This window comes from Nocardioides sp. Z43_10 (assembly GCF_059766615.1).
On sequence record NZ_JCBAJY010000003.1, the window covers coordinates 191,965 to 216,050 of the forward strand.

23 protein-coding genes are annotated in these 24,086 nt (G+C 73.7%); 11 read left to right on the top strand and 12 right to left on the bottom strand.

From position 1 onward, the window contains the following. Positions 1-2: 2 nt before the first annotated feature. Complete coding sequence (locus AC6EI4_RS07125; protein WP_498421326.1) at positions 3-1,415, bottom strand: glutamate mutase L; 1,413 nt, start codon at positions 1,413-1,415, stop codon at positions 3-5. Then, positions 1,402-2,565: a cystathionine gamma-synthase gene (locus tag AC6EI4_RS07130; protein WP_498451035.1), complete on the bottom strand. Its 1,164-nt coding sequence runs from the start codon at positions 2,563-2,565 to the stop codon at positions 1,402-1,404. The genes AC6EI4_RS07125 and AC6EI4_RS07130 overlap by 14 nt, the downstream gene beginning before the upstream one ends. A gap of 130 nt (positions 2,566-2,695) precedes the next feature. Here AC6EI4_RS07130 and msrA point away from each other — a divergent pair, with 130 nt between their 5' ends. The 6 genes from msrA to AC6EI4_RS07160 all read left to right on the top strand — a co-directional run bounded on the left by msrA (position 2,696) and on the right by AC6EI4_RS07160 (position 7,772). Next, entirely contained in the window at positions 2,696-3,340 is a 645-nt protein-coding gene (gene msrA, locus AC6EI4_RS07135; protein WP_498421323.1) for a peptide-methionine (S)-S-oxide reductase MsrA, read from the top strand. 94 nt (positions 3,341-3,434) lie between these two features. Further along, positions 3,435-3,959 (top strand): dihydrofolate reductase family protein, encoded by a 525-nt coding sequence (locus tag AC6EI4_RS07140; protein ID WP_498451036.1) that lies wholly within the window; start codon positions 3,435-3,437, stop codon positions 3,957-3,959. Positions 3,960-4,109: 150 nt separating this feature from the next. Then, positions 4,110-5,576 (top strand): HNH endonuclease signature motif containing protein, encoded by a 1,467-nt coding sequence (locus AC6EI4_RS07145; protein WP_498451037.1) that lies wholly within the window; start codon positions 4,110-4,112, stop codon positions 5,574-5,576. Between the two features lie 142 nt (positions 5,577-5,718). Further along, positions 5,719-6,357: a CPCC family cysteine-rich protein gene (locus AC6EI4_RS07150; protein ID WP_498421317.1), complete on the top strand. Its 639-nt coding sequence runs from the start codon at positions 5,719-5,721 to the stop codon at positions 6,355-6,357. Positions 6,358-6,393: 36 nt separating this feature from the next. Further along, positions 6,394-7,326, top strand: a complete 933-nt coding sequence (locus tag AC6EI4_RS07155) for a DinB family protein (RefSeq protein WP_498451038.1) — start codon at positions 6,394-6,396, stop codon at positions 7,324-7,326. A gap of 17 nt (positions 7,327-7,343) precedes the next feature. Then, positions 7,344-7,772, top strand: a complete 429-nt coding sequence (locus AC6EI4_RS07160) for a nuclear transport factor 2 family protein (protein WP_498451039.1) — start codon at positions 7,344-7,346, stop codon at positions 7,770-7,772. 19 nt (positions 7,773-7,791) lie between these two features. Here AC6EI4_RS07160 and AC6EI4_RS07165 read toward each other — a convergent pair whose 3' ends face one another. The 5 genes from AC6EI4_RS07165 to AC6EI4_RS07185 all read right to left on the bottom strand — a co-directional run bounded on the left by AC6EI4_RS07165 (position 7,792) and on the right by AC6EI4_RS07185 (position 13,837). Further along, positions 7,792-9,855 (bottom strand): vWA domain-containing protein, encoded by a 2,064-nt coding sequence (locus AC6EI4_RS07165; protein WP_498451040.1) that lies wholly within the window; start codon positions 9,853-9,855, stop codon positions 7,792-7,794. Beyond that, positions 9,855-11,261, bottom strand: a complete 1,407-nt coding sequence (locus tag AC6EI4_RS07170; protein ID WP_498451041.1) for a MoxR family ATPase — start codon at positions 11,259-11,261, stop codon at positions 9,855-9,857. The genes AC6EI4_RS07165 and AC6EI4_RS07170 overlap by 1 nt, the downstream gene beginning before the upstream one ends. Positions 11,262-11,324: 63 nt before the next feature. Further along, positions 11,325-11,861 (bottom strand): DinB family protein, encoded by a 537-nt coding sequence (locus AC6EI4_RS07175; protein ID WP_498421310.1) that lies wholly within the window; start codon positions 11,859-11,861, stop codon positions 11,325-11,327. Beyond that, positions 11,858-13,378: an MFS transporter gene (locus tag AC6EI4_RS07180; RefSeq protein WP_498451042.1), complete on the bottom strand. Its 1,521-nt coding sequence runs from the start codon at positions 13,376-13,378 to the stop codon at positions 11,858-11,860. The genes AC6EI4_RS07175 and AC6EI4_RS07180 overlap by 4 nt, the downstream gene beginning before the upstream one ends. Before the next feature lie 129 nt (positions 13,379-13,507). Then, complete coding sequence (locus AC6EI4_RS07185; protein ID WP_498421304.1) at positions 13,508-13,837, bottom strand: pyridoxamine 5'-phosphate oxidase; 330 nt, start codon at positions 13,835-13,837, stop codon at positions 13,508-13,510. A 23-nt stretch (positions 13,838-13,860) separates the two neighbouring features. On the opposite strand from AC6EI4_RS07185, the gene AC6EI4_RS07190 reads away from it, so the two are divergent. Next, positions 13,861-14,280: a YchJ family protein gene (locus tag AC6EI4_RS07190; RefSeq protein WP_498421303.1), complete on the top strand. Its 420-nt coding sequence runs from the start codon at positions 13,861-13,863 to the stop codon at positions 14,278-14,280. A gap of 9 nt (positions 14,281-14,289) precedes the next feature. On the opposite strand, the gene AC6EI4_RS07195 is transcribed toward AC6EI4_RS07190, so the two are convergent. Next, a complete protein-coding gene (locus AC6EI4_RS07195) occupies positions 14,290-14,919 on the bottom strand; it encodes a YigZ family protein (RefSeq protein WP_498451043.1) in 630 nt (209 codons plus the stop codon). Continuing rightward, positions 14,916-15,698 carry a sulfite exporter TauE/SafE family protein gene (locus AC6EI4_RS07200; RefSeq protein ID WP_498451044.1) on the bottom strand — a complete coding sequence of 261 codons (783 nt, stop codon included), beginning with the start codon at positions 15,696-15,698 and terminating at the stop codon, positions 14,916-14,918. The genes AC6EI4_RS07195 and AC6EI4_RS07200 overlap by 4 nt, the downstream gene beginning before the upstream one ends. Positions 15,699-15,769: 71 nt before the next feature. Between AC6EI4_RS07200 and AC6EI4_RS07205 the strand changes: the two genes are divergently transcribed. Next, positions 15,770-16,615: a cobalamin-binding protein gene (locus tag AC6EI4_RS07205; RefSeq protein WP_498451045.1), complete on the top strand. Its 846-nt coding sequence runs from the start codon at positions 15,770-15,772 to the stop codon at positions 16,613-16,615. A gap of 19 nt (positions 16,616-16,634) precedes the next feature. On the opposite strand, the gene AC6EI4_RS07210 is transcribed toward AC6EI4_RS07205, so the two are convergent. Next, the gene (locus AC6EI4_RS07210; RefSeq protein ID WP_498421294.1) at positions 16,635-18,050 is read right to left on the bottom strand and encodes a cystathionine beta-synthase; all 1,416 of its coding nucleotides are present in this window, start codon (positions 18,048-18,050) and stop codon (positions 16,635-16,637) included. 65 nt (positions 18,051-18,115) lie between these two features. Here AC6EI4_RS07210 and AC6EI4_RS07215 point away from each other — a divergent pair, with 65 nt between their 5' ends. The 3 genes from AC6EI4_RS07215 to AC6EI4_RS07225 are packed head-to-tail and all read left to right on the top strand — an operon-like array spanning position 18,116 to position 21,415. Further along, a complete protein-coding gene (locus AC6EI4_RS07215) occupies positions 18,116-19,174 on the top strand; it encodes an SGNH/GDSL hydrolase family protein (protein ID WP_498421292.1) in 1,059 nt (352 codons plus the stop codon). 57 nt (positions 19,175-19,231) lie between these two features. Next, positions 19,232-21,025: a carboxyl transferase domain-containing protein gene (locus AC6EI4_RS07220; RefSeq protein WP_498451046.1), complete on the top strand. Its 1,794-nt coding sequence runs from the start codon at positions 19,232-19,234 to the stop codon at positions 21,023-21,025. Between the two features lie 21 nt (positions 21,026-21,046). After that, entirely contained in the window at positions 21,047-21,415 is a 369-nt protein-coding gene (locus AC6EI4_RS07225; protein ID WP_498421288.1) for an HNH endonuclease, read from the top strand. A gap of 93 nt (positions 21,416-21,508) precedes the next feature. Here the strand turns inward: AC6EI4_RS07225 and AC6EI4_RS07230 are convergent, their stop codons facing one another. Further along, positions 21,509-22,363 (bottom strand): Bax inhibitor-1/YccA family protein, encoded by an 855-nt coding sequence (locus AC6EI4_RS07230; RefSeq protein WP_498451047.1) that lies wholly within the window; start codon positions 22,361-22,363, stop codon positions 21,509-21,511. Between the two features lie 141 nt (positions 22,364-22,504). Then, the gene (locus AC6EI4_RS07235; protein WP_498421284.1) at positions 22,505-24,040 is read right to left on the bottom strand and encodes a hypothetical protein; all 1,536 of its coding nucleotides are present in this window, start codon (positions 24,038-24,040) and stop codon (positions 22,505-22,507) included. Positions 24,041-24,086 lie beyond the last annotated feature (46 nt).

Genomic DNA, 24,086 nt, shown 5'->3' on the forward strand with positions numbered 1-24,086 from the left:
GGCTACCCATCGTCTCCGTGCGCCAGGCGGCGGGCGAGCCGGTAGGCCACCTCGGGCCAGCGGTGCGCCAGCAGCCCCGCCGCGGCCAGCACGCTGGTGGAGTCGAGGAGCACCCTTGGTGCCCGGGGCAGCTGCCACCCGCCGGGGACGTCGGCTCCGGTGCTCGCGGCGAGCACGCGTTCCGCGACCCCGGGGCGCCCGTGGCGCAGCACGCCGCCGGACCCGATCAGCAGTGCGACGTCGCGCAGGTCCCTGCCGGTGCGCTCCACCACCCGCCCGTCGTCGCCGAGCACCACCCGCGAGCGGCCGGCGTGGCGGCGCATCGCCAGCTGGACGGCGGCGCGCGCGATCGCCTCGTCCTCGTCGGCGCTCGCCGGGTCGGCGGGCACCATCGCCGGATCGGCGCGCCGCGCCGCCGCGGCCGCCTCCAGCTCGCCGGGCGCCATCAGCCCCTCGGCGAGGGCCGCCGCGACCGTGGAGACCGCCGACCAGCGCATCCCGAGGTCGCCCTCGACGCTGCGGGTGAGCGGGGTGCTGGCGACCACCTCGCGGGCCAGGCCCACCCCGGCGGTGCCCGCCTCGACGAGTCCGGTGTCGGGGTCGACCTCGACCACGGAGTGGACGTCGGTGGTGGCGCCGCCGACGTCGACCACCACGACGTCGCCGATCCCGCGGGCGAGCAGCTCGACACCGCTCAGCACCACGTCGGGGGTGGCCCCGCGCACCATCGCCACGAAGTCGGCGCGGGCGCTGAGGTGCTTGCCGCCGATCACGTGGGCCAGGAACACCTCGCGCACCGCGGACCGCGCGGAGTCCGGCGCCAGCACGCCGATGCGCGGGACCACGTTGTCGGCCAGCACGTACGGCGTGCCCGCCGCGCCCAGGATCGCGGCCACCTCGGCCCGGGCCGCGACGTTGCCGGCGACGACCACCGGGCCGCGCCAGCCGCCGTCGACGAGCCGGCGCGCGCTGGCCAGCAACGGCTCGGCGTTGCCGCCGTCGGTGCCGCCGGTGAGCAGCACCACGTCGGGGCGACTCTCGGCGACGCCGCCCGAGAGGTCGTCGCCGCGCCCGGCGGCCAGCACCGCCACCACCACGCCGCCGCTGGACAGCGCCACCCGGCGGCCGGCCTCGGCGGTGACCAGCTCCTCGTTGCCGACCACGGCGATCCGCAGGCCGCCGCCGGCCGAGGAGCAGGCGAGCGCCTCGGCCGCGGCGGCGCGCGGGTCCTGCTCGGCCAGCGCGGCCAGGCACGCGTCGTACCCGTCCAGGACGTCGGTGCTCAGCGTGGTCGGGTGCGTGGCAGCGGCCACGACGCGGGCCTGGGTCAGGTCGACCAGGACGGCCTTGGTGAAGGTGGAGCCGAAGTCGACGCAGACGACGACCTGCCCGGCGCCGGGCTCAGCCGAGGGCACGGTCGAGGTCGCCCAGGAGGTCCTCGACGGTCTCGATCCCGACGCTGATCCGGACCAGGTCGGCGGGCACCTCGAGGTCGGTGCCGGCGACGCTGGCGTGGGTCATCCGGCCCGGGTGCTCGATCAGCGACTCCACCCCGCCCAGCGACTCCCCGAGCGTGAACACCTCGGCGCGCTCGCACACGTCCAGGGCGTGCTGCTCGCCGCCGGTCACCCGGAACGACACCATGCCGCCGAAGCGCTTCATCTGCTTGGCCGCGACGGCGTGCCCGGGGTGCTCCTCGAGGCCGGGGTAGATCACCTGGGCGACCTTGGGGTGCGCGGTGAGGAACTCCACGATGCGCTCGGCGTTGTCGCAGTGCCGGTCCATCCGCACGGCCAGCGTCTTGAGCCCGCGCAGCACCAGCCAGGAGTCGAACGGGCCCGCCACGGCGCCCATCGAGTTCTGGTGGAAGGCGACCTTCTCGGCCACCTCGAGGGCGCGCACCACCAGCGCGCCGCCGACGACGTCGGAGTGGCCGCCGCAGTACTTGGTGGTGGAGTGCACGACCACGTCGGCGCCCAGCGTCAGCGGCTGCTGCAGGTACGGCGAGGCGAAGGTGTTGTCCACCACCAGCAGCGCGCCGGCGTCGTGGGCGACCGCGGCGAGCGCCTCGATGTCGCCGATGTTGAGCAGCGGGTTGGTGGGCGTCTCCACCCAGACCAGCTTGGTCTGGCCCGGGCGGATCGCGGCGCGCACGGCGTCGACGTCGGAGACCGGCGCGGCGTCGTAGCCGAGCCCCCAGACCTGCTCGACCTTGTCGAAGAGCCGGAACGTGCCGCCGTAGGCGTCGTCGGGGATGACCACGTGGTCACCGGGGCGGCACAGCGCCCGGATGAGGGTGTCCTCGGCGGCCAGGCCGGAGGCGAACGCGAAGCCGCGCTCCCCTTCCTCCAGGGCCGCGATGTTGCCCTCGAGGGCGGTGCGGGTGGGGTTGGCCGAGCGGCTGTACTCGTAGCCGCCGCGCATCCCGCCGACGCCGTCCTGCTTGTAGGTGCTGGTGGCGTAGATGGGCGGGATGACCGCCCCGGTCATCGGGTCGGGCTCGTAGCCGGCGTGGATCGCACGCGTCTCGAAGCCGGACTTGGACTGGTGCTCCTGCTCGCTCATCTGGCCGACTGTAGTGGGGGGCGCGGACACCGACGATCCGGGGAACGTTTGCGGGCTCCCCGCTGTTGCACCCGGAGACCGCCGCCGAAGCCGGCCCGCCTGCGGGCGGCCAGAGCCCATGGGAGTACACGTGTTCCTGAACCGCAACAAGTCCACGCTGCCGAGTGCCGACGAGGCCCTGCCCGGTCGCCCCGAGCGCTGGTTCCCGCTGGCCGAGCGGCACCTGGTGCTCGACGCTCCCCTGGTCACCGACGAGGTGCCCGAGGGCCTCGAGGTGGCGATCTTCGGTCTCGGCTGCTTCTGGGGCGCCGAGGAGATCTTCTGGCAGATGCCGGGCGTGTGGTCCACCTCCGCCGGCTACGCGGGCGGCATCACGCCGAACCCGTCGTACGAGGAGGTCTGCTCGGGCCGTACCGGCCACACCGAGGCCGTCCGCGTCGTCTACGACCCGGCGAAGGTCTCGTACGCCGCGCTGGTGCGCGCGTTCTTCGAGGTCCACGACCCGACCCAGGGGATGCGGCAGGGCAACGACCTGGGCACCCAGTACCGCTCGGCGATCTACTACACCACCGACGAGCAGCGCCGGGTCGCCGAGGAGATGATCAAGGCCTACCAGCCCGCCCTGACCGACCGCGGCTACGGCGAGATCACCACCGAGGTCGCCCCCGCCCCGACGTACTACTACGCCGAGGACGCGCACCAGCAGTACCTGTTCAAGGTGCCGAACGGCTACCGCTGCCACTCCGCGACGGGTGTGCCGTTCCCGAAGGGGTGAGTGCTTCGCGCGCGGTCGTGGCGATGAGATGGCGAGTCGAGCGCAGTCAGAACTGATCCACCAGGATCGGAGAGCCGCTGTGCGAGATGTCGTCGTGTACTCCCTGCTGTCCTTGGACGGGGTCGCGGAAGAGCCCGGGAACTGGATGTTCGAGGCGGACGACGGCGTCTTCGGCAACCTCGCCCGGGTGATCGAGACTCAGAGCGACGTCGTCCTCGGACGGGGGACGTACGACTACTGGGCCGGGTACTGGCCCGGGTCCGACGTCCAGCCCTTCGCCGACTTCATCAACGGCCGGCCCAAGCACGTGTTCACCTCGACGCCGCTCACCACACCGTGGGCAGGAGCGCTCGTGGCCGACAAGGGCCCGGTCCCCTATCTCCGGAGGCTCGCCCAGGGGCCGGGGGCTGACATCGGCGTCCACGGCAGCATCGAGCTCGGGCGCGCCCTGCTCGCAGCTGACCTCGTCGACCGCCTGGAGCTGGTCGTGATCCCCACTCTCGCCGGCACCGGACGACGCCTGCTCACCGACGCCACCGAGGTGCGCCGTCTCGAGCTCGCCGGCGTCGACCGCTCGGAGACCGGGTGCCTCTTCCTGAGCTACGGCCGCCGCGGCTGACCGCGCGGTCTCCCGGCCTCTCGCTGCCGGTGGTGGAGTGAGCGAGCGCTGGCGACCCTCTCGGAACAGATCGGATGAGTTCTCCACAGTGCGCGTGTCGGGGCGGTTTCTGGGGGCAGGACTGTCGGTGCTCCCTGCTTGAGTGGATCCATGACCCGGACCGCGGCACCCGACACCGCTCGTGCGGTGCTGGCTGCCGCGCGGGTCTCGCGGGGTACGGCGGATGCGGCCGAGGCACGTCAGCTGCAGCTGGCGGTGGACTGGGCGGCGATGCACCCGGTGGATTCTCTGGAGGCGGCCGCGGTCATCCACGGCCCGTACGGCGACCACGGCATCCCCGTCGCCGGACAAGGAGCACCACTGGTCGCGGAGTTCGCGGTCACCGAGTTCGCCCTCGCGATCGGCATGTCCACCGACGCCGGGCGCCGGTATGTGGGGCAGGCCCTGGAGCTGCGCCACCGGCTCCCGAAGGTCTGGAAGCGGGTGCTGGCTGGGGATCTTGTGGCGTGGAAGGCCCGACGCATCGCGGACGCGACGATGAGCCTGGTCCCGGCCGGGGCGGGGTTCGTGGACACCCACGTCGCCGCGGTGGCGCACAAGATCGGCCTCGCCGCCCTGGACCGGTTGGTCGAGGAGGCGCGGGTGCGGTTCCAGCCCGAGGAGGCCGAGCAGCGGCGCCGCGCGGCTGCGGATGGGCGGTGCTTCGACATCGACACCGATCAGGTCTCCTACGACGGCACCATGACCGTGCGCGGGGAGCTCGACCTCGCCGACGCGCTCGACCTTGACGCCGCCGTCGCCGAGGGTGCGGCGCAGCAGCAGGCGCTGGGCTCGGTCGACCCGCTCAGCGTGCGGCGGGCGAAGGCCGCCGGGGAGCTCGCGCGACGCCAGCTTGCCCTCGACCTGGGCGTCGCGACATCGACTGAGGCCACCGACGGCGCGGACACCGATCAGTGCGGTGGATCCGACGCACCAGGTGCTTCCGATCAACCGCACACTGCCGCACACGGCGACACCGGCAAGGCCCGACGACCGCGTCAGGTCGTGCTCTACGTCCACCTCTCCCACGACGCGCTACGCGCCCGAGGCCTCGACGACACCGGCGTTCACCTGGCTCGCGTGGAGAACACCGCCTCCTTCGTCTCGGTTGACCAGGTCCGCGACTGGTGCGCCACCCCCGATGCCCAGGTGATCGTGAAGCCGGTCATCGACCTCGAGGACCACGTCCACGTCAACGCCTACGAGACCCCCGACCGGCTCGTCGAACGCCTCGCACTCATCGAGCACACCTGCGTCTTCCCCTGGTGCACCCGCCCCGCCAGACGACTCACCCCCGACGGCCATCGCGCCGACTGCGACCACATCCGCGAGCACGCCACCGGCGGCACCACGTGCTCATGCAACCTCGCCCCGCTCTGCCGACGACACCATCGCCACAAGACCCACAGCCCCTGGAGCTACACCGCCCTCGACAAGGGCAGCTACCTGTGGACCAGTCCCCAGGGCTACCAGTACCTGCGCGATCACACCGGCACCCTCGACGTCTCCCGGGATCGACGACGTGCGAATCCGCACGCCACTCCGGTCGAGTCGGACCTGCCCCCACCCGACCAGTAGCTGCCCCGCCCCGCACCCTGCCCAGGCACCACCCGGCGGGGCCAGTGGCACGTCCGCGCCACACCGGCGTCCTACCGCGCGGTGGAGCACGCCACACCGCTTCTCGCTTGCCGGTGAGCCCGCCCTGCCAGAGACTCCCCGGATGCACCCCTGCCCCTGCTGCGGCTACCGGACGCTCCCGTCGCGTCACGACTACGAGCTGTGTCCGGTGTGCTGGTGGGAGGACGACGGCGCGCAGCCGTGGGAGATCAGCGGCCCGAACGCACAGACGCTGGTCGAGGCGCAGCAGGAGTACCTGGCCGAGCGGCGGCCCTACCGGCTCCGCCCGGGCAAGGTACGCCGGCCCAGGCCCAGCGAGGCGCGCCAGTCCGACTGGCGACCGATCGAGGTGACCGCCGAGCTGCTCGAGCGCATCGAGCGCCACACGCAGGAGGAGCAGCGCATCTGGGAGCGGGAACGCGAGTTGGCGGCCCAGCAGATCGCCGCGGATCCCGAGGGACCGTTCCAGGGCTACAACGCGGCGATGCAGTCCCTGCGCGAGGAGGCGCCCGCTCTGTCCTACGACGAGATCAGGGCCAGGATGCTCGACCTGGGCCACGAGCACGACGTCCTCCTGCCCGAGGCCTACCTGGAGCTGACGGCCCGGATGCTGAAGAACCCCTCCTACTACCGCCACCACCCTCTGCGCACCGCCCGCTGGCTGCTGCGTCACGCCCGCGGCGGCACGTGGCGACGCAGCTGGCACGAGGTGCGGTCGGGCACCTTCCGCGTCGTCGGGTAGGGCCCAGCGTCGGACCCGGCGGCTAGGGTTCCGGCCATGATCACCTCCGGCCTGGTCAACCTCTACACCCGCGACATCGACGCCGCGCTCGCCTTCTACCGCGACCTGCTCGGCCTGCCCGAGACGTTCCGCACGCCCGCCACCGACACCCCCGAGCACGTCGAGCTGGCTGCCGGCGGGTTCACCCTCGGGCTCGGCACCGTGGAGGCCGCCCGTCGGGTGCACGGGGTGGAGAGCCAGCCCGGCGCGCCCGCGATGGCCGTCGTGCTGTGGACCCGGGACGTGGACGCCACGGTCGCGACCCTCGCGGCGGCCGGTGTCGCGGTGGTCCGGGAGCCTGCCCCCACCGGCAACGACAACCGCACCGCGCTGGTCCGCGACCCCGACGGCAACCTCGTCGAGCTCGTCTCCCGCATCCCCGAGACCCCGCGGCTGCGCCCCGAGATGTGGGTGGACCCCCAGGACGACCCACGCGAGGGCGGGCCGTCGCTGGGCGACGAGCGCACCACGCTGACGTCGTACCTGCGCTCCCAGCGCCTCACCCTGGAGATGAAGTGCGCCGGCCTGAACGCCGCGCAGCTGGCCCGCCGCGCGGTCGAGCCGTCCTCGCTGTCGCTGCTGGGGCTGGTCCGTCACCTCGCCGACGTCGAGCTCTCCTGGTTCCGCCGCCGGCTGGCGGGCCAGGAGGTCGACTTCCACTTCCGCACCCCCGACAGCCATGCTCCCGCCTTCGACGGCGCGGTGGCCGACCCCGCCGCGGTCGAGGAGGCCTGGGCCGCGTGGCGCTCCGAGTGCGCGTTCACCGACCAGTACGTCCACGACACCGCCGACCTCTCCAGCACCGGCAGCACCGAGGACGGGCCGATCTCGGTACGCGAGGTGCTGGTCCACATGATCGAGGAGTACGCCCGCCACAACGGCCACGCCGACCTGCTGCGCGAGCGGATCGACGGCCGGGTCGGCGAGTAGCCCGCTACCGTCGTCCCATGTCTGAGACCGCCCCCGCCCGCGAGACCGCCCCCGACACCGCCGCCGCCCTCGGGCTCCGGCGCTGGCACGAGGCCATCTCCTCGCACGACGCCTCGCTGCTCCCGGCGATGATCGCCGAGGACGCCGTCTTCCGCTCCCCGGCGGTGCACCGCCCCCAGGAGGGCCGCGCGCTCGTCGCGGCGTACCTCGCGGCGGCGATGACCGTGCTCGGCGAGGGCTTCGGCTACGACGACCAGTGGGTGCGCGAGAGCGACGCCATCCTGGAGTTCTCCGCCACCGTCGACGGCCTCGAGGTGCACGGCATCGACCGGATCACCTGGGACGCCGACGGGCGGATCCAGGAGTTCACGGTGATGATCCGGCCCCTCAAGGCGCTGCACGCCGTCGTCGCCAAGATGGGCGAGGAGCTCCAGCGCCTGGCTTGAGCCCGACCTGAGCCGGCTCTCAGGCGTCGTCCACCCAGAAGCCCCTCCCGCCGAACATGTCCGGGAACCCGCCACCCGCCCCGAAGCCCGACCCGGTTCCCCGGCGCGAGCCGAGGTAGCTGCCCACCACGGCGGCGCCCAGGTCGTCGAGCTCGGGAGCGACCACCCGGCCGTCGACGCGGCGCGCCATCTGCTCCACGAAGCGGGCCAGCCCCGGGTCGGTGCCGAGCCGGAAGAACGTCGTCTGCGCCCCCAGCCTCCCGGCGGCGTCGAGCTCGCGCACGCTGTGGGCGACGGTGAGCGGGTGCGGCGGGTAGGAGAACCACACCTCCCCGTCGGCCTCCAGGTGGGCGGTCGGCTCGCCGTCGGTGACCACCAGCAGCACCGGCTGGGCGTTCGGGTGCTTGCGGAAGTGCCGGTTGGCGAGCAGCAGGGCGTGGTGCAGGTTCGTGCCCTTGTCCCACATCGCGTCGAGCGCGGTGAGCTCCTCGATGTCCATCACCTCGGCGTGCCGGCCGAAGCCGATCAGCTGGAGGTGGTCGCCGCGGAAGCGGCTGCGGATCAGCGTGTGCAGTGCCAGCGCCGTGCGCTTCATCGGCACCCACCGCCCGTCCATCGCCATCGAGAACGACGTGTCGACCAGCAGCGCGACCGCGGCCTGGGTGCGTGCCTCGGTCTCCATCACCTCGACGTCACCGATCTCCAGGCGCACCGGCGCGGTCGGCCGGCCCTCCCCCGCCGCCCGCGCCACCGCGTTGAGCACCGAGCGGGTCACGTCCCAGGGCTCGGTGTCGCCGAACTCCCACTCCCGGGTCGCGCCGCTGCGCTCCCCCGCCGCGCCGGCCCGGCGCAGGTCGCGGTTGCCCTGGCGCCCCGACATCCGCTGCGCCACGTCGCGCAGCAGCGCCTTGCCGAGCTGGCGCATCGCCTTGGGCGAGAGCCGCAGCTGGCCGTCGGTGCCGCGCTTGAGGTAGCCGGAGTCGCGCAGCGCCCTCTCCAGCTCGGCCAGGGTCCGGGCGTCGACGGCCGCGTCGTCACCCAGCTGGCGGGCGAGCTTGTCGAGGTCGACGTCGTCCATCCGCGCCCCGGAGTAGGACTGGGCGAGCTGCTCGGCGAGGTCGTCGAGGTCGGCCAGGTCCTGCAGCGCACCGGTGCCGTCGCCGAGCCCAAGCCCCTGCTCGCCCTCGAACTGCTCCGAGCCCGACCAGTCCTCACCGGGGCGCAGCGCCTGCAGGCTGGCGTCCAGCGCGGAGAGCTGCTCCATCAGCTCCGGCGATCCGAACGCCTGGGTGGCGAGCGCGTCGAGCTCGGCGCGCTGCTCGGGAGTCATCGAGTTGCGCATCCGGGCCGCGGCCGCGGCCCGGGCGGCGAGCGCGTCGAGGAGCTCGTCGATGTCGCGCGGCTGCTCGGGGAAGAAGTCCCCGTGCCGGTCCATGAACTCCTCGAACTGCTCGCCGGTGTCCTCGCCGCGCGCGTGTGCGGCGAGCAGGTCGTTGAGGTCGGCGAGCATCTCGTTGATCGCGGCGCGGTCCTCGTCGGTGGCGCTCTCCAGCGCCTGCTTCATGCCGGCGAAGCGCTGGTCGAGCAGCTCGCGGCCGAGCAGGTCCTTGATCTGCTCGAAGTCGGCGCGCGCCGCAGGGCTGCGCCACTGATAGTCGCCGAGCTCGTTGACCGCCGCGGCCGTCGAGGGCGGCAGGTTGGCGATCCGCATCTCCGCGAAGCGGGCGTCGTCGTCGAGGTCGCGGGCCAGCTGCTTGCGCTCCTCGAGCACCGCGCGGTCCAGCAGCTCGCGCACCTCCTGCAGGGTGCCGTCGAGGTTGTTGCGGGCGAGCAGCTCACGGCGCTTCTGCGCGACCCGGGCCGCCAGGTCGTCCAGGCCCCGCTGGCTCTCGCTGCCGCGGCGCAGGTACTCCCGCATCGCGCGCTCGGGCGAGTACCCGGCCATCACGTCCTCGCCGATCGCGTCGAGAGCGTCGGCGAGGTCCACCGGCGGCGCCAGCGGGTCCGGCCCGCCGCCGTACCTGCCGTAGCGGGCGCGATGCCGCTCGGCTCCGCGCCTGCCAGACCTGCCCTCGCCGGTCATCAGCCGTACGTCGTCTCGCCGGTCTCGGTGGACTCCTTGCCGACCTTGCGGGCCAGGAAGAGCCCCTCCAGGGCCAGCTCGATGGCGCTGGCGCACTCGCCGTCGTCGCGGGCGCCGAGCCGCTCGGTGACCTGGTCGTACAGGTCGGACTCCCCCAGCGCCGGCAGGCCGGTGAGGAAGTCGCGGGCGCTGACCTGCTCCCCGGTGGTGACCGAGGCGCCCGCCTCGAGGGCGTCCACCAGCAGGGCGAAGTCGATGCCGCGCAGGTGGTGGCGCACCGTCTCCGCGGTGGCCAGGCGCAGCAGATGCTCGAGGACCTGCTGCTCGCGGCCCTCCTCACCGGTCTCGAACTCCACCTTGCCGCCCAGCACGTCGACCGCGGCCTCGAGGTCGACGACCCGGGCGACGGCGCTCGGCTCGCCCTGCACGGTCGCGCGGTGCAGCGCGGAGGCGGCGACGGTCTCGGCGCCGGCGATCGCGAAGCGCGCGGAGACCCCCGAGCGCTGGTCGACGGCGGAGGACTCGCGCAGCGAGCGGGTGAACCGGGCCAGGATCTCCACCAGATGGTCGGGGACGTGGCCGACCATCCGCGACTCCTGGCGGATCACCGCGACCTCGTCGGCGAGCTGGCTGGGGTAGTGCGTGCGGATCTCGGCGCCGAAGCGGTCCTTGAGCGGGGTGATGATCCGGCCGCGGTTGGTGTAGTCCTCGGGGTTCGCGCTGGCCACGACGAGCACGTCGAGGTTCAGGCGCAGCACGTAGCCGCGGATCTGGATGTCGCGCTCCTCCATCACGTTGAGCATCGCGACCTGGATCCGCTCGGCGAGGTCCGGGAGCTCGTTGATGGCCACGATGCCGCGGTGGCTGCGCGGGATCAGCCCGAAGTGGATGGTCTCCGGGTCGCCCAGCGAGCGCCCCTCGGCGACCTTCATCGGGTCCACGTCGCCGATCAGGTCGGCCACCGAGGTGTCCGGCGTCGCCAGCTTCTCGGCGTAGCGCTCGCTGCGATGGCGCCAGGCGACCGGCAGGGCGTCGCCGAGCTCTGCCACGCGACGTGCCGAGGCGGGGGTGACCGGGTCGTAGGGGTGCTCGCCGAGCTCGGAGCCGGCGATCACCGGCGTCCACTCGTCGAGCAGCGTCGCCAAGGTGCGCAGCAGGCGGGTCTTGCCCTGCCCCCGCTCACCGAGCAGGACGACGTCGTGCCCGGCGATCAGCGCTCGCTCGAGCTGCGGGATCACCGTGGACTCGAACCCGTGCAGGCCCGGCCAGGGGTCGCGGCCCTCCGCGAGCGCGGCGAGCAGGTTCTCCCGGATCTCGGCGCGCAGGCTGCGCAGCTCGTGGCCCGAGGCGCGCAGCTCGCCCAGCGTCGAGACGGAGGGGGCGGCGGAGAGGGTGGCGTGAGTCACTCGCCCACGCTAGTCCGGCACTCAAGGGCGCGGTCAAGGCCGCGACCGAGGTCCACGGTCAGCTCACTCGCCGGTGCTCCCGTCGATCGCCTCGCGGATCAGGTCGGCGTGCCCGTTGTGGCGGGCGTACTCCTCGATGAGGTGGACCAGGACCCAGCGCAGGCTGACGTGCTCGCCGTGACGCTCACGCGCCGAGAGCCGGCCCAGCCCGCTCGGGTCGGCCAGCAGCTCATCGAGGACGCGGTCGGAGGCGGCGACGGCGTCGTCGAGCAGCCCTCGCAACGCGCCGGGCTCCAGAGCGGCGGCGTGGTGGAAGTCCGCGTCCCGGTCGGCGCGCCAGTCGGTGCCCGCCCAGGGCTCGGCCGGCTCGCGCCCCGCCATCACGTGCGGCAGCCAGTAGTCCTCGACGAAGGCGAGGTGCGCGAGCAGACCGCCGAGGGTCAGCGAGCTGGGGAGGGGAGCCGTGTCGAGCTGCGCCGCGTCCAGCCCGTCGGTCTTGCGGCGCAGCGTGGCGCGGTGGAAGTCGAGCCACCCGCGCAGCATCTCGGTCTCCGCACCGGTCAGCGGCGGGTCGACGCGCCCGGCGGCCTCGGCGCTCACCGGACGTCCCCGTCCGCCGCCGTCGGTGTACGGCGGCGCCGGCTGGGCCCGTCACCGGCCGGCCGTGCGCCCATCGCGACCAGGCCCAGCCCGGCGTTGTCGGCGTCCTCGAGCCCGGAGTGGGTCGGCTGGTCGTGGCTGTCGGGCAACGCCAGCGCGGCCACGGCCGCCACCAGCATCAGGCCGGCCATCACCGAGAACCCGATCGTGTAGCCGCGCTCGGCGGGCAGTCCGCCGGCGCCGACGTGCGAGGTCACGATGCCCGCCATCACCGCCGAGCCGATCGCGCCGCCGATGGTGCGGATGTTGGCGTTCATGCCGCTGGCGACGCCGGTCTGGGAGGCCGGCACGGAGGACACCACGACGCCGGCCAGGCTGGAGAAGACCAACCCGGAGCCGAAGCCCTGGATCGAGCTCGCCGTCACCACCTGCCACGCCTCGTCGTGGAAGAGCGCCAGCAGCCCGAACGCGCAGGCGCTGGTCAGCGTGCCGGTCATCACCACCCGCCGCGCCCCCAGCAGCCGCACCAGCGGAGCCGTCGCGAAGCCGATCGCGAAGCTGCCGAGCGCCGAGGGCAGCATCAGCCGCCCGGACTCGCTGATCGTGGCGCCGAGACCGTAGCCGGCCGAGGGCGGGGTCTGCAGGAACTGGGGCAGGAACCCGAACGAGGCGAACATCGCGAACCCCACGCAGGCGGCCACGACGTTCGTCGTCCACACCCCGCGACGACGCATCATCGCCATGTCGATCAGCGGCACCTCGATGCGGGTCTCCAGGACGACCCAGCCGAGGAGCACGACGGCGGCGAGGACGAGCAGACCGACCACGCGCACCGACCCCCAGCCCCAGTCGTTGCCGTGGCTGATCGCGAGCAGCAGCGCGACCAGCCAGGTCGACAGCAGCAGCGCGGGCAGCACCGGCAGCCGGGTGCGTGCGCGCACCGGGGACTCCGGCACCAGCACCAGCGCCGTCGCGCCGGCGACCGCGGTCGCGATCATCGGCAGCCAGAACAGCCAGGCGAAGCCCAGGCCGTCGACGATCGGGCCGGCGACCACGATGCCGATGCCGAACCCGACCGCGGACAGCGACGCGATGACGCTGATGGCGTAGTTGACCCGGGCCTGCGGGAACTCGTCGCGGATGATCCCGAAGGACAGCGGCAGCACGCCTCCCCCGAAGCCCTGGACGACGCGGGCGATGATCAGCCACTCCACGGTGGTGGACAGCGCCGCCATCGCCGAGCCGACGGTCAACGCGCCGAGCACGAGCACGAGCATCCGCTTCTTGCCGACGACGTCGCCGATGCGGCCCAGCAGCGGGGTGCAGATCGAGGCCGAGAGCAGGTAGCCGGTGAGCACCCAGGTGACGGTCGCCTGATCGGTGTCGAGCTCGCGCTGCACCTCGGGGAGCACCGGCACGATCAGCGACTGCAGCAGCGTGAACGCCGAGACCGCGACCGCGAGCACGGCGAAGGTCACCCAGTGGTGGTGCCGGCGCACGCCCGAGGTGCCGCTCACGTGATTCCTCCCCGCCCGAAGTCGTCCGGTGGCTCAAGTTCTGGTTGCGCAATGCAACCAGCGCACCCTAGCCGGATCGGGGCGGCAGACCGGTCCACGGATCCCGGTCGGTGAGGCAGGACGAGGCGCTCACGCGTCGACGGGGCGGTGCAGGACCGCGGAGGTGGCCGCGATCCGCAGGTCGTCGCCCACCACCTCGGCCAGACCGTCGACGAGCAGCGTGTAGCCGCTCTCCTCGCGTGGCGGGTACAGCAGGGTCACCGCCGCCTCGCGCGCGGCGTTGGCCAGCGTGCCGCGTCCCGGGCCGCGGACCACGAGCACGCCGTCGGACAGCTCGGGCGCCACCGAGACGGCCTTGACCCCGGGCCGCGCGCCCGGGTCACCGACGCTCAGCAGGTAGCCGGTGCCGAACCCGGTCAGCGTGGCGGGCAGCTCGGAGACGGCCACGGGGATGCTCATGGCACGAGGCTACGCTGCCGCACGTGGCTGACTCAGGTGTCTTCGGCTCCGGCACCCGCTCCGGCTCGACCGCGTGCGCGTGCGGCTCGGGAGCGGCGTACGACGCGTGCTGCGGGCCGCTGCACCGCCAGCAGCGCCAGGCGGCGACCGCGCAGGAGCTGATGCGCTCGCGCTACGCGGCGTACGCGGTGGGCGAGCTCGACCATGTCTTCCGGACCTGGCACCCGCGCACCCGGCCCGACGACCTGAGCGCCGAGGAGGGGCTGACCTGGCTGGGGCTCGAGATCCTCGAGGTCCTCGACGGCGGCGTCGACGACGCCGAGGGGGTGGTCGCCTTCCGGGCCCGATACCGCACCGCCGGGGGCGAGGGCGAGCTGGTGGAGCGCAGCCGGTTCGTGCGCCGCGGCGGGCGCTGGGTCTACCTCGACGGCGACCTGAGCTGACCAGCCGGCTCAGGCGTCCACCCAGCGCTGGCCCAGCGGCTCGGCGCTCGCCGCGCCGGAGGTGAGCTCGGCTAGCAGCCCGGGCAGCGCGTCGGCCTCCTCGGCACCGACGCCTACGCGCAGCGTGGCCCGGGCGGCGTAGTCGGTGCCGAGGATCGCCACCCCGCGGGCGCGCAGGTCGCTCTCCAGGCGGCCGGCGCCGGCGTGGTCGACGACGACGGCGAACTCGCCGACCAGCTGCCGGCGCCGGGTGCCCACCTCGTCGAGGCCGGCGCGCACCGCGTCGCCGTACGCGCGGACCAGGCCGCCGGCGCCGAGCAGGATGCCGCCGAACCAGCGGGTGACCACCACGACGACGTCGCAGACCTCGCGCCCACGCAGGACCTCGAGCATCGGGGCGCCCGCCGTACCGGCCGGCTCGCCGTCGTCGCTGGAGCGCTGGATCGCGGCGTCCGGGCCGAGCACGAACGCCGAGCAGTGGTGGCGGGCGTCCCAGTGCTGCCTGCGCAGCCGCTCCACGACCGCCCGGGCCGCGCCCTCGTCCTCGACCCGGGCGACGGTGGCCAGGAAGCGGGAGCGCTTGACCTCGATCGCGGCCTCGCCGTCGCGGGCCGGGACGAGGTAGGACGTGGCGCTCATCCCCAGAACCCCAGCACGTCGCCGCCGATGCGGACGATGAACGCCGAGACCACGGTGATGAAGAAGACCCGGACCAGGCCGGCGCCCTTGGCCACCGCGAGCCGGGCACCGAGGTAGCCGCCGACCAGGTTGCCCACGCCCATCAGCAGCCCGACCTCCCACAGCACGGCGCCCTGGGGCACGAAGACCACGAGCGCGGCCAGGTTGGTGGCCCAGTTCGCCATCCGGGCCTTGGCCGACGCCTCGAGGAACCCGTAGCCGAGCAGGCCGACCAGCGCGAACACGAAGAACGAGCCGGTGCCGGGACCGAGCGCCCCGTCGTAGAAGCCGATGATCGCCCCGGTCAGCGCCGTCGCCCACAGGTGCCGGCGCCCCTCGAAGCGCAGCTTCGTCAGCTCCCCGGCATCGGGCTTGAGCAGGACGTAGGCGCCGACCAGCACCAGCACCACCAGGACCAGCGGGTCGAACGCCGAGCGCGGGATCAGGCCCGCCACCAGGGCGCCGCCCAGCGACCCCGCGAAGGCGAAGGCCATCAGCGGCCCGAACGTGCGCGGATCGGGCCGGATCCGGCGGAAGTACGTGAGCGAGCTGACCGTCGTACCGCAGATGCTGGCCAGCTTGTTGGTCGCCAGCAGGCTCACCGGCGAGGCGCCCGGCAGCCCGATCACCAGCGCCGGCAGCTGGATCAGCCCTCCCCCGCCGACCACCGCGTCGACGAACCCCGCAGCCAGGGCCGCGAGCCCGAGCAGGACGAGCACGGTGGTGGTCGGGTCGTCCATGGTCGATCACCCTATGCACGGGGGTGGTCTCCCCGGTCGCCGCCCGCCCGGACACCTGCCAGGATCGCGACATGCGCATCGTGTCCCTGCTGCCGTCGACCACCGAGATCCTCTTCGCCCTCGGCGCCGGGGAGGACGTGGTGGGGGTGACGTTCGAGTGCGACTTCCCCGCCGAGGCCCGCGAGCGCACGATCGTGTCCACCTCCGCGATGCCCGAGGGTCTCCCCCCGGCCCGGATCGACGCGTGGGTGGCGGACGCGATGCGGCGCGGGGTGGACCTCTACCACCTCGACGAGGGCGCGCTCGCCGGCCTCGACGCCGACCTGGTGGTCACCCAGGACCTCTGCGCGGTGTGCGCGGTCGACGTGTCGGTGGTCGACGACGCGCTGGCCCACCTCGGGTGCCGGGCCGAGGTGCTCACCATCGACCCGCACACGCTCGAGGAGGTGCTGGACTCGATCCTGGCGCTGGGCCGGGCGACCGGTCGGCTGGCCGAGGCCGAGGCGCTCGTGCGCGATCAGCGGGAGCGGCTGGCGGCGGTCGCGCAGCGCGTCGCACCCACGTCCAAGCCCCGGGTGATGTTCCTGGAGTGGACCGACCCGCCGTTCGCCCCCGGCCACTGGATCCCGGAGATGATCACGCTCGCCGGGGGCGAGGCGCTGCTCGGCACGGCCGGTGAGAGGTCGCGCCGGGTCACCTGGGACGACGTGCACGCAGCCGCTCCCGACGTGGTCATCTGCGCCCCCTGCGGCTTCGACCGGGAGGCCTCCCAGCGCCTCGCCGACGACCTGGTCGCCTCCGGCGCGCTGCCACCCGGGATCCCCGTCCACGCCGTCGACGCCAACGCCTCCTGGGCGCGCCCCGGCACCCGCCTGGTCGACGGGGTCGAGGAGCTGGCCGCGCTGCTGCACCCCTGAGGGGTGCAGCCGCGTCTGCCTAGGAGCGGGTGAGGTGGGCGAGCAGGTCCTGGCGGGTGAGCACGCCGACGGGCTTGCCGTCCTCCTGGACGAGCACGGCGTCCGCGGTCTCCAGCAGCTCGACGGCGCTCGACGCGGCGGCGGTGGCACCCACGGTCGGCATCGGCACCGACATGTGGTCCTCGACCGGGTCGGTGAGCTTGGCCTTGCCGGCGTAGAGGGCGTCGAGCAGGGTGCGCTCCGAGACCGCCCCGGCGACCTCGGCCGCCACGATCGGCGGCTCCGCGCGGACCACGGGCATCTGCGAGACGCCGTACTCCTGCAGGATGTGCACCGCCTCGGCGATCGTCTCGCCGGGGTGGGTGTGCACCAGGTCCGGCAGCACGCCGGACTTGCCGCGCAGCACCTGGCCGACGGTCTGCTCGGAGGAGGCGGCCAGGAAGCCGTACTGGCTGAGCCAGTCGTCGTTGAAGACCTTGGTGAGGTAGCCGCGCCCGGAGTCGGGCAGCACGACCACGATCACCGCGTTCTCGCCCTCGGGGGTGCCGGCCAGCTCGCGGGCCAGCTCACGTGCCGCCCAGGCGGCCATCCCCGACGAGCCGCCGACCAGCAGCGACTCCTCGCGCGCCAGACGGCGGGTCATCGAGAAGGAGTCCGCGTCGGAGACCTCGATGATCCGGTCCGCCACGGACTTGTCGTAGGTGGTCGGCCAGAAGTCCTCGCCGACCCCCTCGACCAGGTAGGGACGCCCGGTGCCGCCGGAGTACACCGAGCCGGCCGGGTCCGCACCGATCACCTGGATGGCGGGGTTCTGCTCCTTGAGGAAGCGCCCGATCCCGCTGATCGTGCCGCCGGTGCCGACGCCGGTGACCAGGTGGGTGATCCGGCCCTCGGTCTGCGCCCAGATCTCGGGGCCCGTGCTCTCGTAGTGCGAGCGCGGGTTCTCCTGGTTGGAGTACTGGTCCGGCTTCCAGGCGCCGGGCTGGGAGGCCAGCCGGTCGGAGACGTTGTAGTAGGAGTCCGGGTGCTCCGGCGCCACCGCGGTCGGGCAGACCACGACCTGCGCGCCGTAGGCCTTGAGCACGTTGCGCTTGTCCTCGCTGACCTTGTCGGGGCACACGAAGATGCACGTGTAGCCGCGCGCCTGGGCGACCATCGCCAGCCCGACGCCGGTGTTGCCCGAGGTGGGCTCGACGATCGTGCCGCCGGGCTGCAGGGCGCCGGAGCGCTCCGCGGCGTCGACCATCCGGACCGCGATGCGGTCCTTGATGGAGCCACCCGGGTTGAGGTACTCGACCTTGGCCAGCACCATCGGCCCGGTCGTCGTGCCGGCCAGGCGCCCCTCGGGCGCGGTGTCGGGTTCGTCGAGGGATCGGGACAGCCGCAGGAGCGGGGTGTTGCCGATCAGGTCAAGGAGGGAGTCCACGTACTGCACCGCCTAAATGTCCCACCGCGCCGGTCCGGCGGCAAACCCGCGCACCCGCCTCGTACAGTGGGGCCGTGGGGAAAGCTGCTGCCGCCAGGAGACTCGCCTCGGCTGCCGCGTTCGGCGGCGGGGGGCTGTCCGTCCTCGGTGCGGGCCTGTACGGCGTGCTGACCGCCGAGGCCAAGCTCGCGCGCAAGGCGATCGGAGACGTCTCGGAGGAGCCTCCCCCGGACGCCACCGGATGGTACGGGCGCGGCCGGCCGGGACCGGCGATCAAGGTGGCTCTGCTCGGCGACTCCAGCGCGGCCGGCTACGGCGTCGAGCGGGTCGAGGAGACCCCGGGCGCGCGGCTGGCCTCGGGCCTGGCCGCCCGCGCCGATCGCCGGGTCTACCTGCGCGAGTTCGCGGTCGTCGGCGCCCAGTCCTCCGACCTCGCCGCGCAGATCGACCGCACCCTGCCGATCGAGCCGGACGTCGCGCTGATCCTGATCGGCGCCAACGACGTCACTCACACGGTGCTGCCGTCTCAGTCGGTGCAGTACCTCGCCGAGGGGGTACGCCGCCTGCTCGACGCCGGCGTGCAGGTGGTCGTCGGCACCTGCCCCGACCTCGGCACGATCAAGCCGATCCCGCCGCCGCTCAAGCAGGTCGCGCGGGCGTGGTCGCGCCGGCTGGCGGCCGCCCAGACCATCGCGGTCGTCGAGGAGGGCGGGCGGACCGTCTCGCTCAGCTCGGTGCTCGGCGCGGAGTTCGAGGCCGCCCCGGCGCTGCTCTTCGGCCCCGACCAGTTCCACCCCTCCGCCGACGGCTACCGCTCGCTGGCGGCGGTGCTGCTGCCCTCGACCCTGGCCGCGCTCGGCCTGATCCCCGAGGACGAGGCCGCGCCCGAGCCGTTCCGCGGCGAGGGCGTGCTGCCGATCGCCACGGCCGCGGTGCAGGCCGCCCGCACCCCGGGCACCGAGGTCGACGGCACCGAGGTCGCCGGCGCGCGCCGCGGCGTACGCGGACGGTGGGCGGAGCTGCGGCACCGCCGGCGCCACCCGCAGGCCGAGCCCGAGGCCCCCGACGACGAGCCCGGCGAAGCGCCCGACGACGACGACGCCACCGCTCCCGGACCGCACAGCCGGCTGTAGCGCGCGGGGTACGTCGCTGACTGCGACCGGCAGACTGTTCGGAGAGGACGGGACCAGATGAGCGGTGGAGCGGCACTCGACGAGCAGCAGGTGCGCGCGCCGATGATCGGCACGGTGGTGCGGATCGTGGCGAGCCCCGGGGACCTCGTGGCCGGCGGCGCCACGCTGCTGGTGCTGGAGTCGATGAAGATGGAGCACCCGGTCACCGCCCCGGAGGGCCCCGGCTGGTTCGAGGTGGCCACGGTCGGCGTCGCGCTGCGCGAGGGGGTACGGCGCGACCAGCCGCTGGTCGTGCTCCGCGCGGCGACCGGACCGGCGCCCGAGGAGGACGGCGAGGCGGAGTCCGCCACCGGCGACGGCGACCCCGCCGCCGTACGCCGCGACCTCGCCGAGGTGCGCGCGGCGCACGCCCACGGCCTGGACGAGAACCGGCCCGCCGCCGTCGCCCGGCGCCGCGCCCGCGGACAGCGCACCGCGCGCGAGAACGTCGCCGACCTGTGCGACGACGGCACCGTCGTGGAGTACGGGCCACTGGCGCTCGCCGCCCAGCGCGGCCGGCGCACCCTCGACGACCTGGTCGCGAACACCCCGGCGGACGGGCTGATCACCGCGATCGCGGAGGTCGAGGGCCGCCGTTGCGCGGTGCTGGCCTACGACGCGACCGTGCTGGCCGGCACCCAGGGCCTGCGCAACCACCAGAAGACCGATCGGCTGGTGGACCTGGCCGAGCAGCTGCGCACCCCGGTCGTGCTCTTCGCCGAGGGCGGCGGCGGGCGCCCCGGCGACACCGACGTGCCGGTGGTGGCGATGCTGGACCTATCCACGTTCCACCGCTTCGCGCGGCTGCGCGGGCAGGTGCCGCTGGTCGGCATCGCCGCGGGGCGCTGCTTCGCCGGCAACGCCGCCCTGCTCGGCTGCTGCGACGTCGTCATCGCCACCCGCGACTCCCACATCGCGATGGGCGGTCCGGCGATGATCGAGGGCGGCGGGCTGGGCGTGCACCGCCCCGAGGAGATCGGCCCCAGCGACGTGCAGAGCGCCAACGGGGTGATCGACGTGCTGGTGGACGACGAGGCCGAGGCGGTCGCGGTGGCGAAGCGCTACCTGTCCTACCTGGCCGGGCCGCGCCCGGAGTGGGCCTGCGCCGAGCAGGAGCTGCTGCGCGAGGTGGTCCCGCTCGACCGGGTGCGCGCCTACGACGTACGGCGCGTGGTCGAGCTGCTCGCCGACACCGACTCGGTGCTCGAGCTGCGCCGCGACTTCGGCCGCGGGATCCTCACCGCGCTGGTCCGCGTCGAGGGGCGCCCATACGGGCTGCTGGCCAACAGCAGCGAGCACCTCGGCGGCGCCATCGACAGCGAGGGCGCCGACAAGGCCGCCGCGTTCCTGGAGCTGTGCCAGAGCCACGGCCTGCCGGTGATCTCGCTGTGCGACACCCCCGGCTTCATGGTGGGGCCCGAGGCCGAGCGCAGCGGGTCGGTGCGCCGGTTCGGGGCGCTGTTCACCACCGGGGCCCGGCTGACGGTGCCGCTGGTCACCGTCGTGCTGCGCAAGGCCTACGGGCTGGGCGCGATGGCGATGGCCGGCGGCGGGTTCAAGGTGCCGCTCGCGACGCTGGCCTGGCCGACCGGCGAGGTGGGCGCGATGGGGCTCGAGGGCGCGGTCAAGCTCGGCTTCCGCCGCGAGCTGGAGGCGATCGAGGACGCGGGCGAGCGCGAGCGCTTCCTCGCCGAGATGGTGGAGCTGGCCTACGAGCAGGGCAAGGCGCTCAACGCGGCCAGCGTGTGCGAGCTCGACGACGTGATCGACCCGGCGCACACACGCCGCTGGATCACCCGGCTGCTGGGCTGAGCGGCTCCTAGACTGGCGCCCGTGGCGGTCAGTGGAAGTCGCAAGGCGCGCTACGCGCGGCGGCGCAAGGTGCGGATGGGGCGCGTCGAGCACGACCTCAGCCCCGCCCAGTGGGAGGCGCTGCAGGCCGCCTGGGGCGGCTGCGCCTACTGCGGGGCCACCGACCGGGCCCTGCAGCGCGACTGCGTGCTGCCGATCTCGCGCGGCGGGCGCTACACCCTCGACAACATCGCGCCGGCCTGCGGCTCGTGCAACGCGAGCAAGTGCAACGACGAGGTCACCGGCTGGCTGCGGCGCAAGCGGCTCGACGAGCGCGCCTTCCTGGAGCGCCACGTCGCGATCTCCGCGGAGCTGGCGCTGCGCTTCGCGCCGGCCCCCGACGCCGGCTGAGCCCCGCCCGCCCTCACCGGGGCCCGGACGCACGAGAGCCCCGGGCGCTCGGCCCGGGGCTCTCGTCGTACGTCGTGCGGTGCTGCTCGGCGCTCAGTCCGAGCTGAAGATCGCCATCAGGCGCAGCAGGTTGGTGTAGATCCAGACCAGGCTGACGGTCAGCCCGAACGCGGCGCGCCACGACTCGCGCTGCTCGAGGCCGGCGGCGATGCCCTTCTCCACGAAGTCGAAGTCGAGGATCAGCATGAACACACCGAGGGCGAGACCCGCGACGGCGAACAGCAGGCCGAGCGCACCGGTCTCGAAGAGACCGAACGAGGCGCCGAACAGCGAGAGCACCACCTCGAGCAGGCCGAGGGCGACCATGCCGAACATGGCGGCGACCACGATCTTGCGGAACCTGTCGCTGACCTGGATGTTGAGGAACTTGTAGGCCGCGAGCGTGCCGATGAACGCCGCGAAGGTGCCCAGCACGGCGTTGGTGACCACGCCGTCACCGAACTGTGCATCGAAGATCTTGCTCAGCCCGCCCAGGGCCATGCCCTCGAGGACGGCGAAGGCGAGGACCAGCGCCGGGCTGATCACCCGCTTGAACGAGTTCACCAGCGACAGCGCGAAGGCGCCGAGCGAGCCGACGATGAAGGCCATCATCAGCGAGCCGGAGACGCCCGCGTCCGCGGTGATCTCGGGGGTCAGCAACCAGGTCGCGAACGCGCTCACCATGACCACGGCCAGCGACGCGCCGGTGGCCTGGACGACCGAGTCGATCGTCATCCGGCCCTGGCGGGCCGGCGGAGCCTGACGGGTCATGTCCCAGGTCGACGGGTCTGTGTAGCCGGGCTCCGCGTACCCCTGCTGGCCGCCGGGGTAGGTCTGGTGGGCGTAGCTGTTGGTGCTCGACCCGTTGAACTCGGCCGAGCGCCTGAACACCGGGTTGTTGCTCTGCATGGTCACTCCTTGAGGCCGGGTGCCGTCGTGTCGACGGTCAAGCGTGCCGCTCAGTGTAAGGGCGGCTCTGTCAGGGACAACGTGGGACGACACCGCGGTGTTCCCAATCTCAGCAACATCTCAGGCACGGCCCCCGCGGGCTCAGGAGTCGGACCAGACGGTCCACGCGGCGTCGCAGTCGACGGGGGGCAGAGCGGCGCGGGGCGCGTCGGCGCGGCGGTAGACGGTGCTCCCGCAGGGCTCCCCCGCCACGACGTAGCGCTCGGCGAGCAGGCTGCGCAGGGCCCCGGAGTCGTCGATCCCCCAGGAGTTCGCCGGCACCAGCTCGGCGACCCAGGTCGGAGCGTCGGGACCCGCGAGCAGCGCACGCAGCTCGGCGAGATCGGGGTCGAGGGTGCGCATCGGCAGACTCCACAGGTGCTCGTAGGGCGACTCCAGGCCGGAGGCCACCACCAGCGAGCTCATCCCGTAGAGCGTGACGACGCTGTCGCCGGGCTCGGCCACCTCCGCGACGGCGCTGCCGATGTGGTGCGAATGAGGCCCGAGCTCGCCGGTGCTGCGCGCGATGGTCCACTGGATCAGCAGCACCACCGAGACCGCACAGACCCAGGCCGTGAGCATCCGGGTCGCCCGCTGCCGCCAGCCCGGCACCAGCGCCACGAACGCCACCGCCAGGGCGACTCCCGGGACGAGCGGGATCAGGTACGAGCGCCAGTAGCTGCCGCCGAGGGCGACGCCCACCGCGTCGACGGTGAGCATCGCGCCCAGCGCGATCAGCTCGGGACCGAGGCGCGGAAGCAGCCGTGGCAGCGCGCCGGCCAGCAGCACCAGCGCCGGAGCCATCCCGGCGCCGACGAACAGCACCAGCAGCAGCGCGCCGCGGATGACCACCCGGCGGGCGCTGCCCTCGGCGATCACCGCGCCCGCGTCGGCACGGAAGCCGATGACCTGGTAGCTCAGCGTGTCGAGCTCGACCCCGTTGCTCACCGCCCAGAGCACGGTGGCGGCGACCGGGACGGCGGCGCCCACCAGCAGTGCGCCCACCGCGGCCGCGCCCTGCCCACGCCCGACCCGCCCGAGCAGGATCGCGCCCACCCAGAGGGCTCCGGCGAAGACCAGTCCGCCGACGAGGTTCTGCTTCATGCCGAAGGCCAGGGCGCCCGCGACGCCGGCTGCGACCATCAGGGCGAGGCGGGCGAAGCGGCCGGGCCGGCGCAGCGCCGCCACCGCCCACCAGCAGGCCAGCGCCACCAGCGCGGTGCCGAATACCTCGCCCTTGCCCGTCCACGCGTTGAGGTAGGGGTTGGCCAACAACCCGGCCGCCGTGATCGTCGCCCAGCGCCCGGCCGCCGGGCCGACCACGAGCGCGGCCAGGCGATGCACGGCGAGGACCAGCAGCCCGGCGAAGACCGCGGCCAGCAGACGGGCGCCGTACGCCCCGGCGAGGAGGTCGGCGAAGCGGATGGTGGCGATCAGGATCGGCGCCCGGTCGACCCAGTAGGTGCCGTAGAGGCTGTCGGGAGCCGGGTCCCACTCCCGAGCGACCAGCAGGAACCCCGCCTCGTCCGAGCTCAGCGGCCACAGCAGGCCGGGGACGCGGGAGAGGACGACCAGCGCCACCGCCAGCGGCAGCAGCCACCGGGTGGGACGCCCCTCGTCCGCGGCCGCCTCGCTCAAGGCGTCCCGTTCCCGGGGACCGGCCCGGGGCCACGTTCGAGCATCA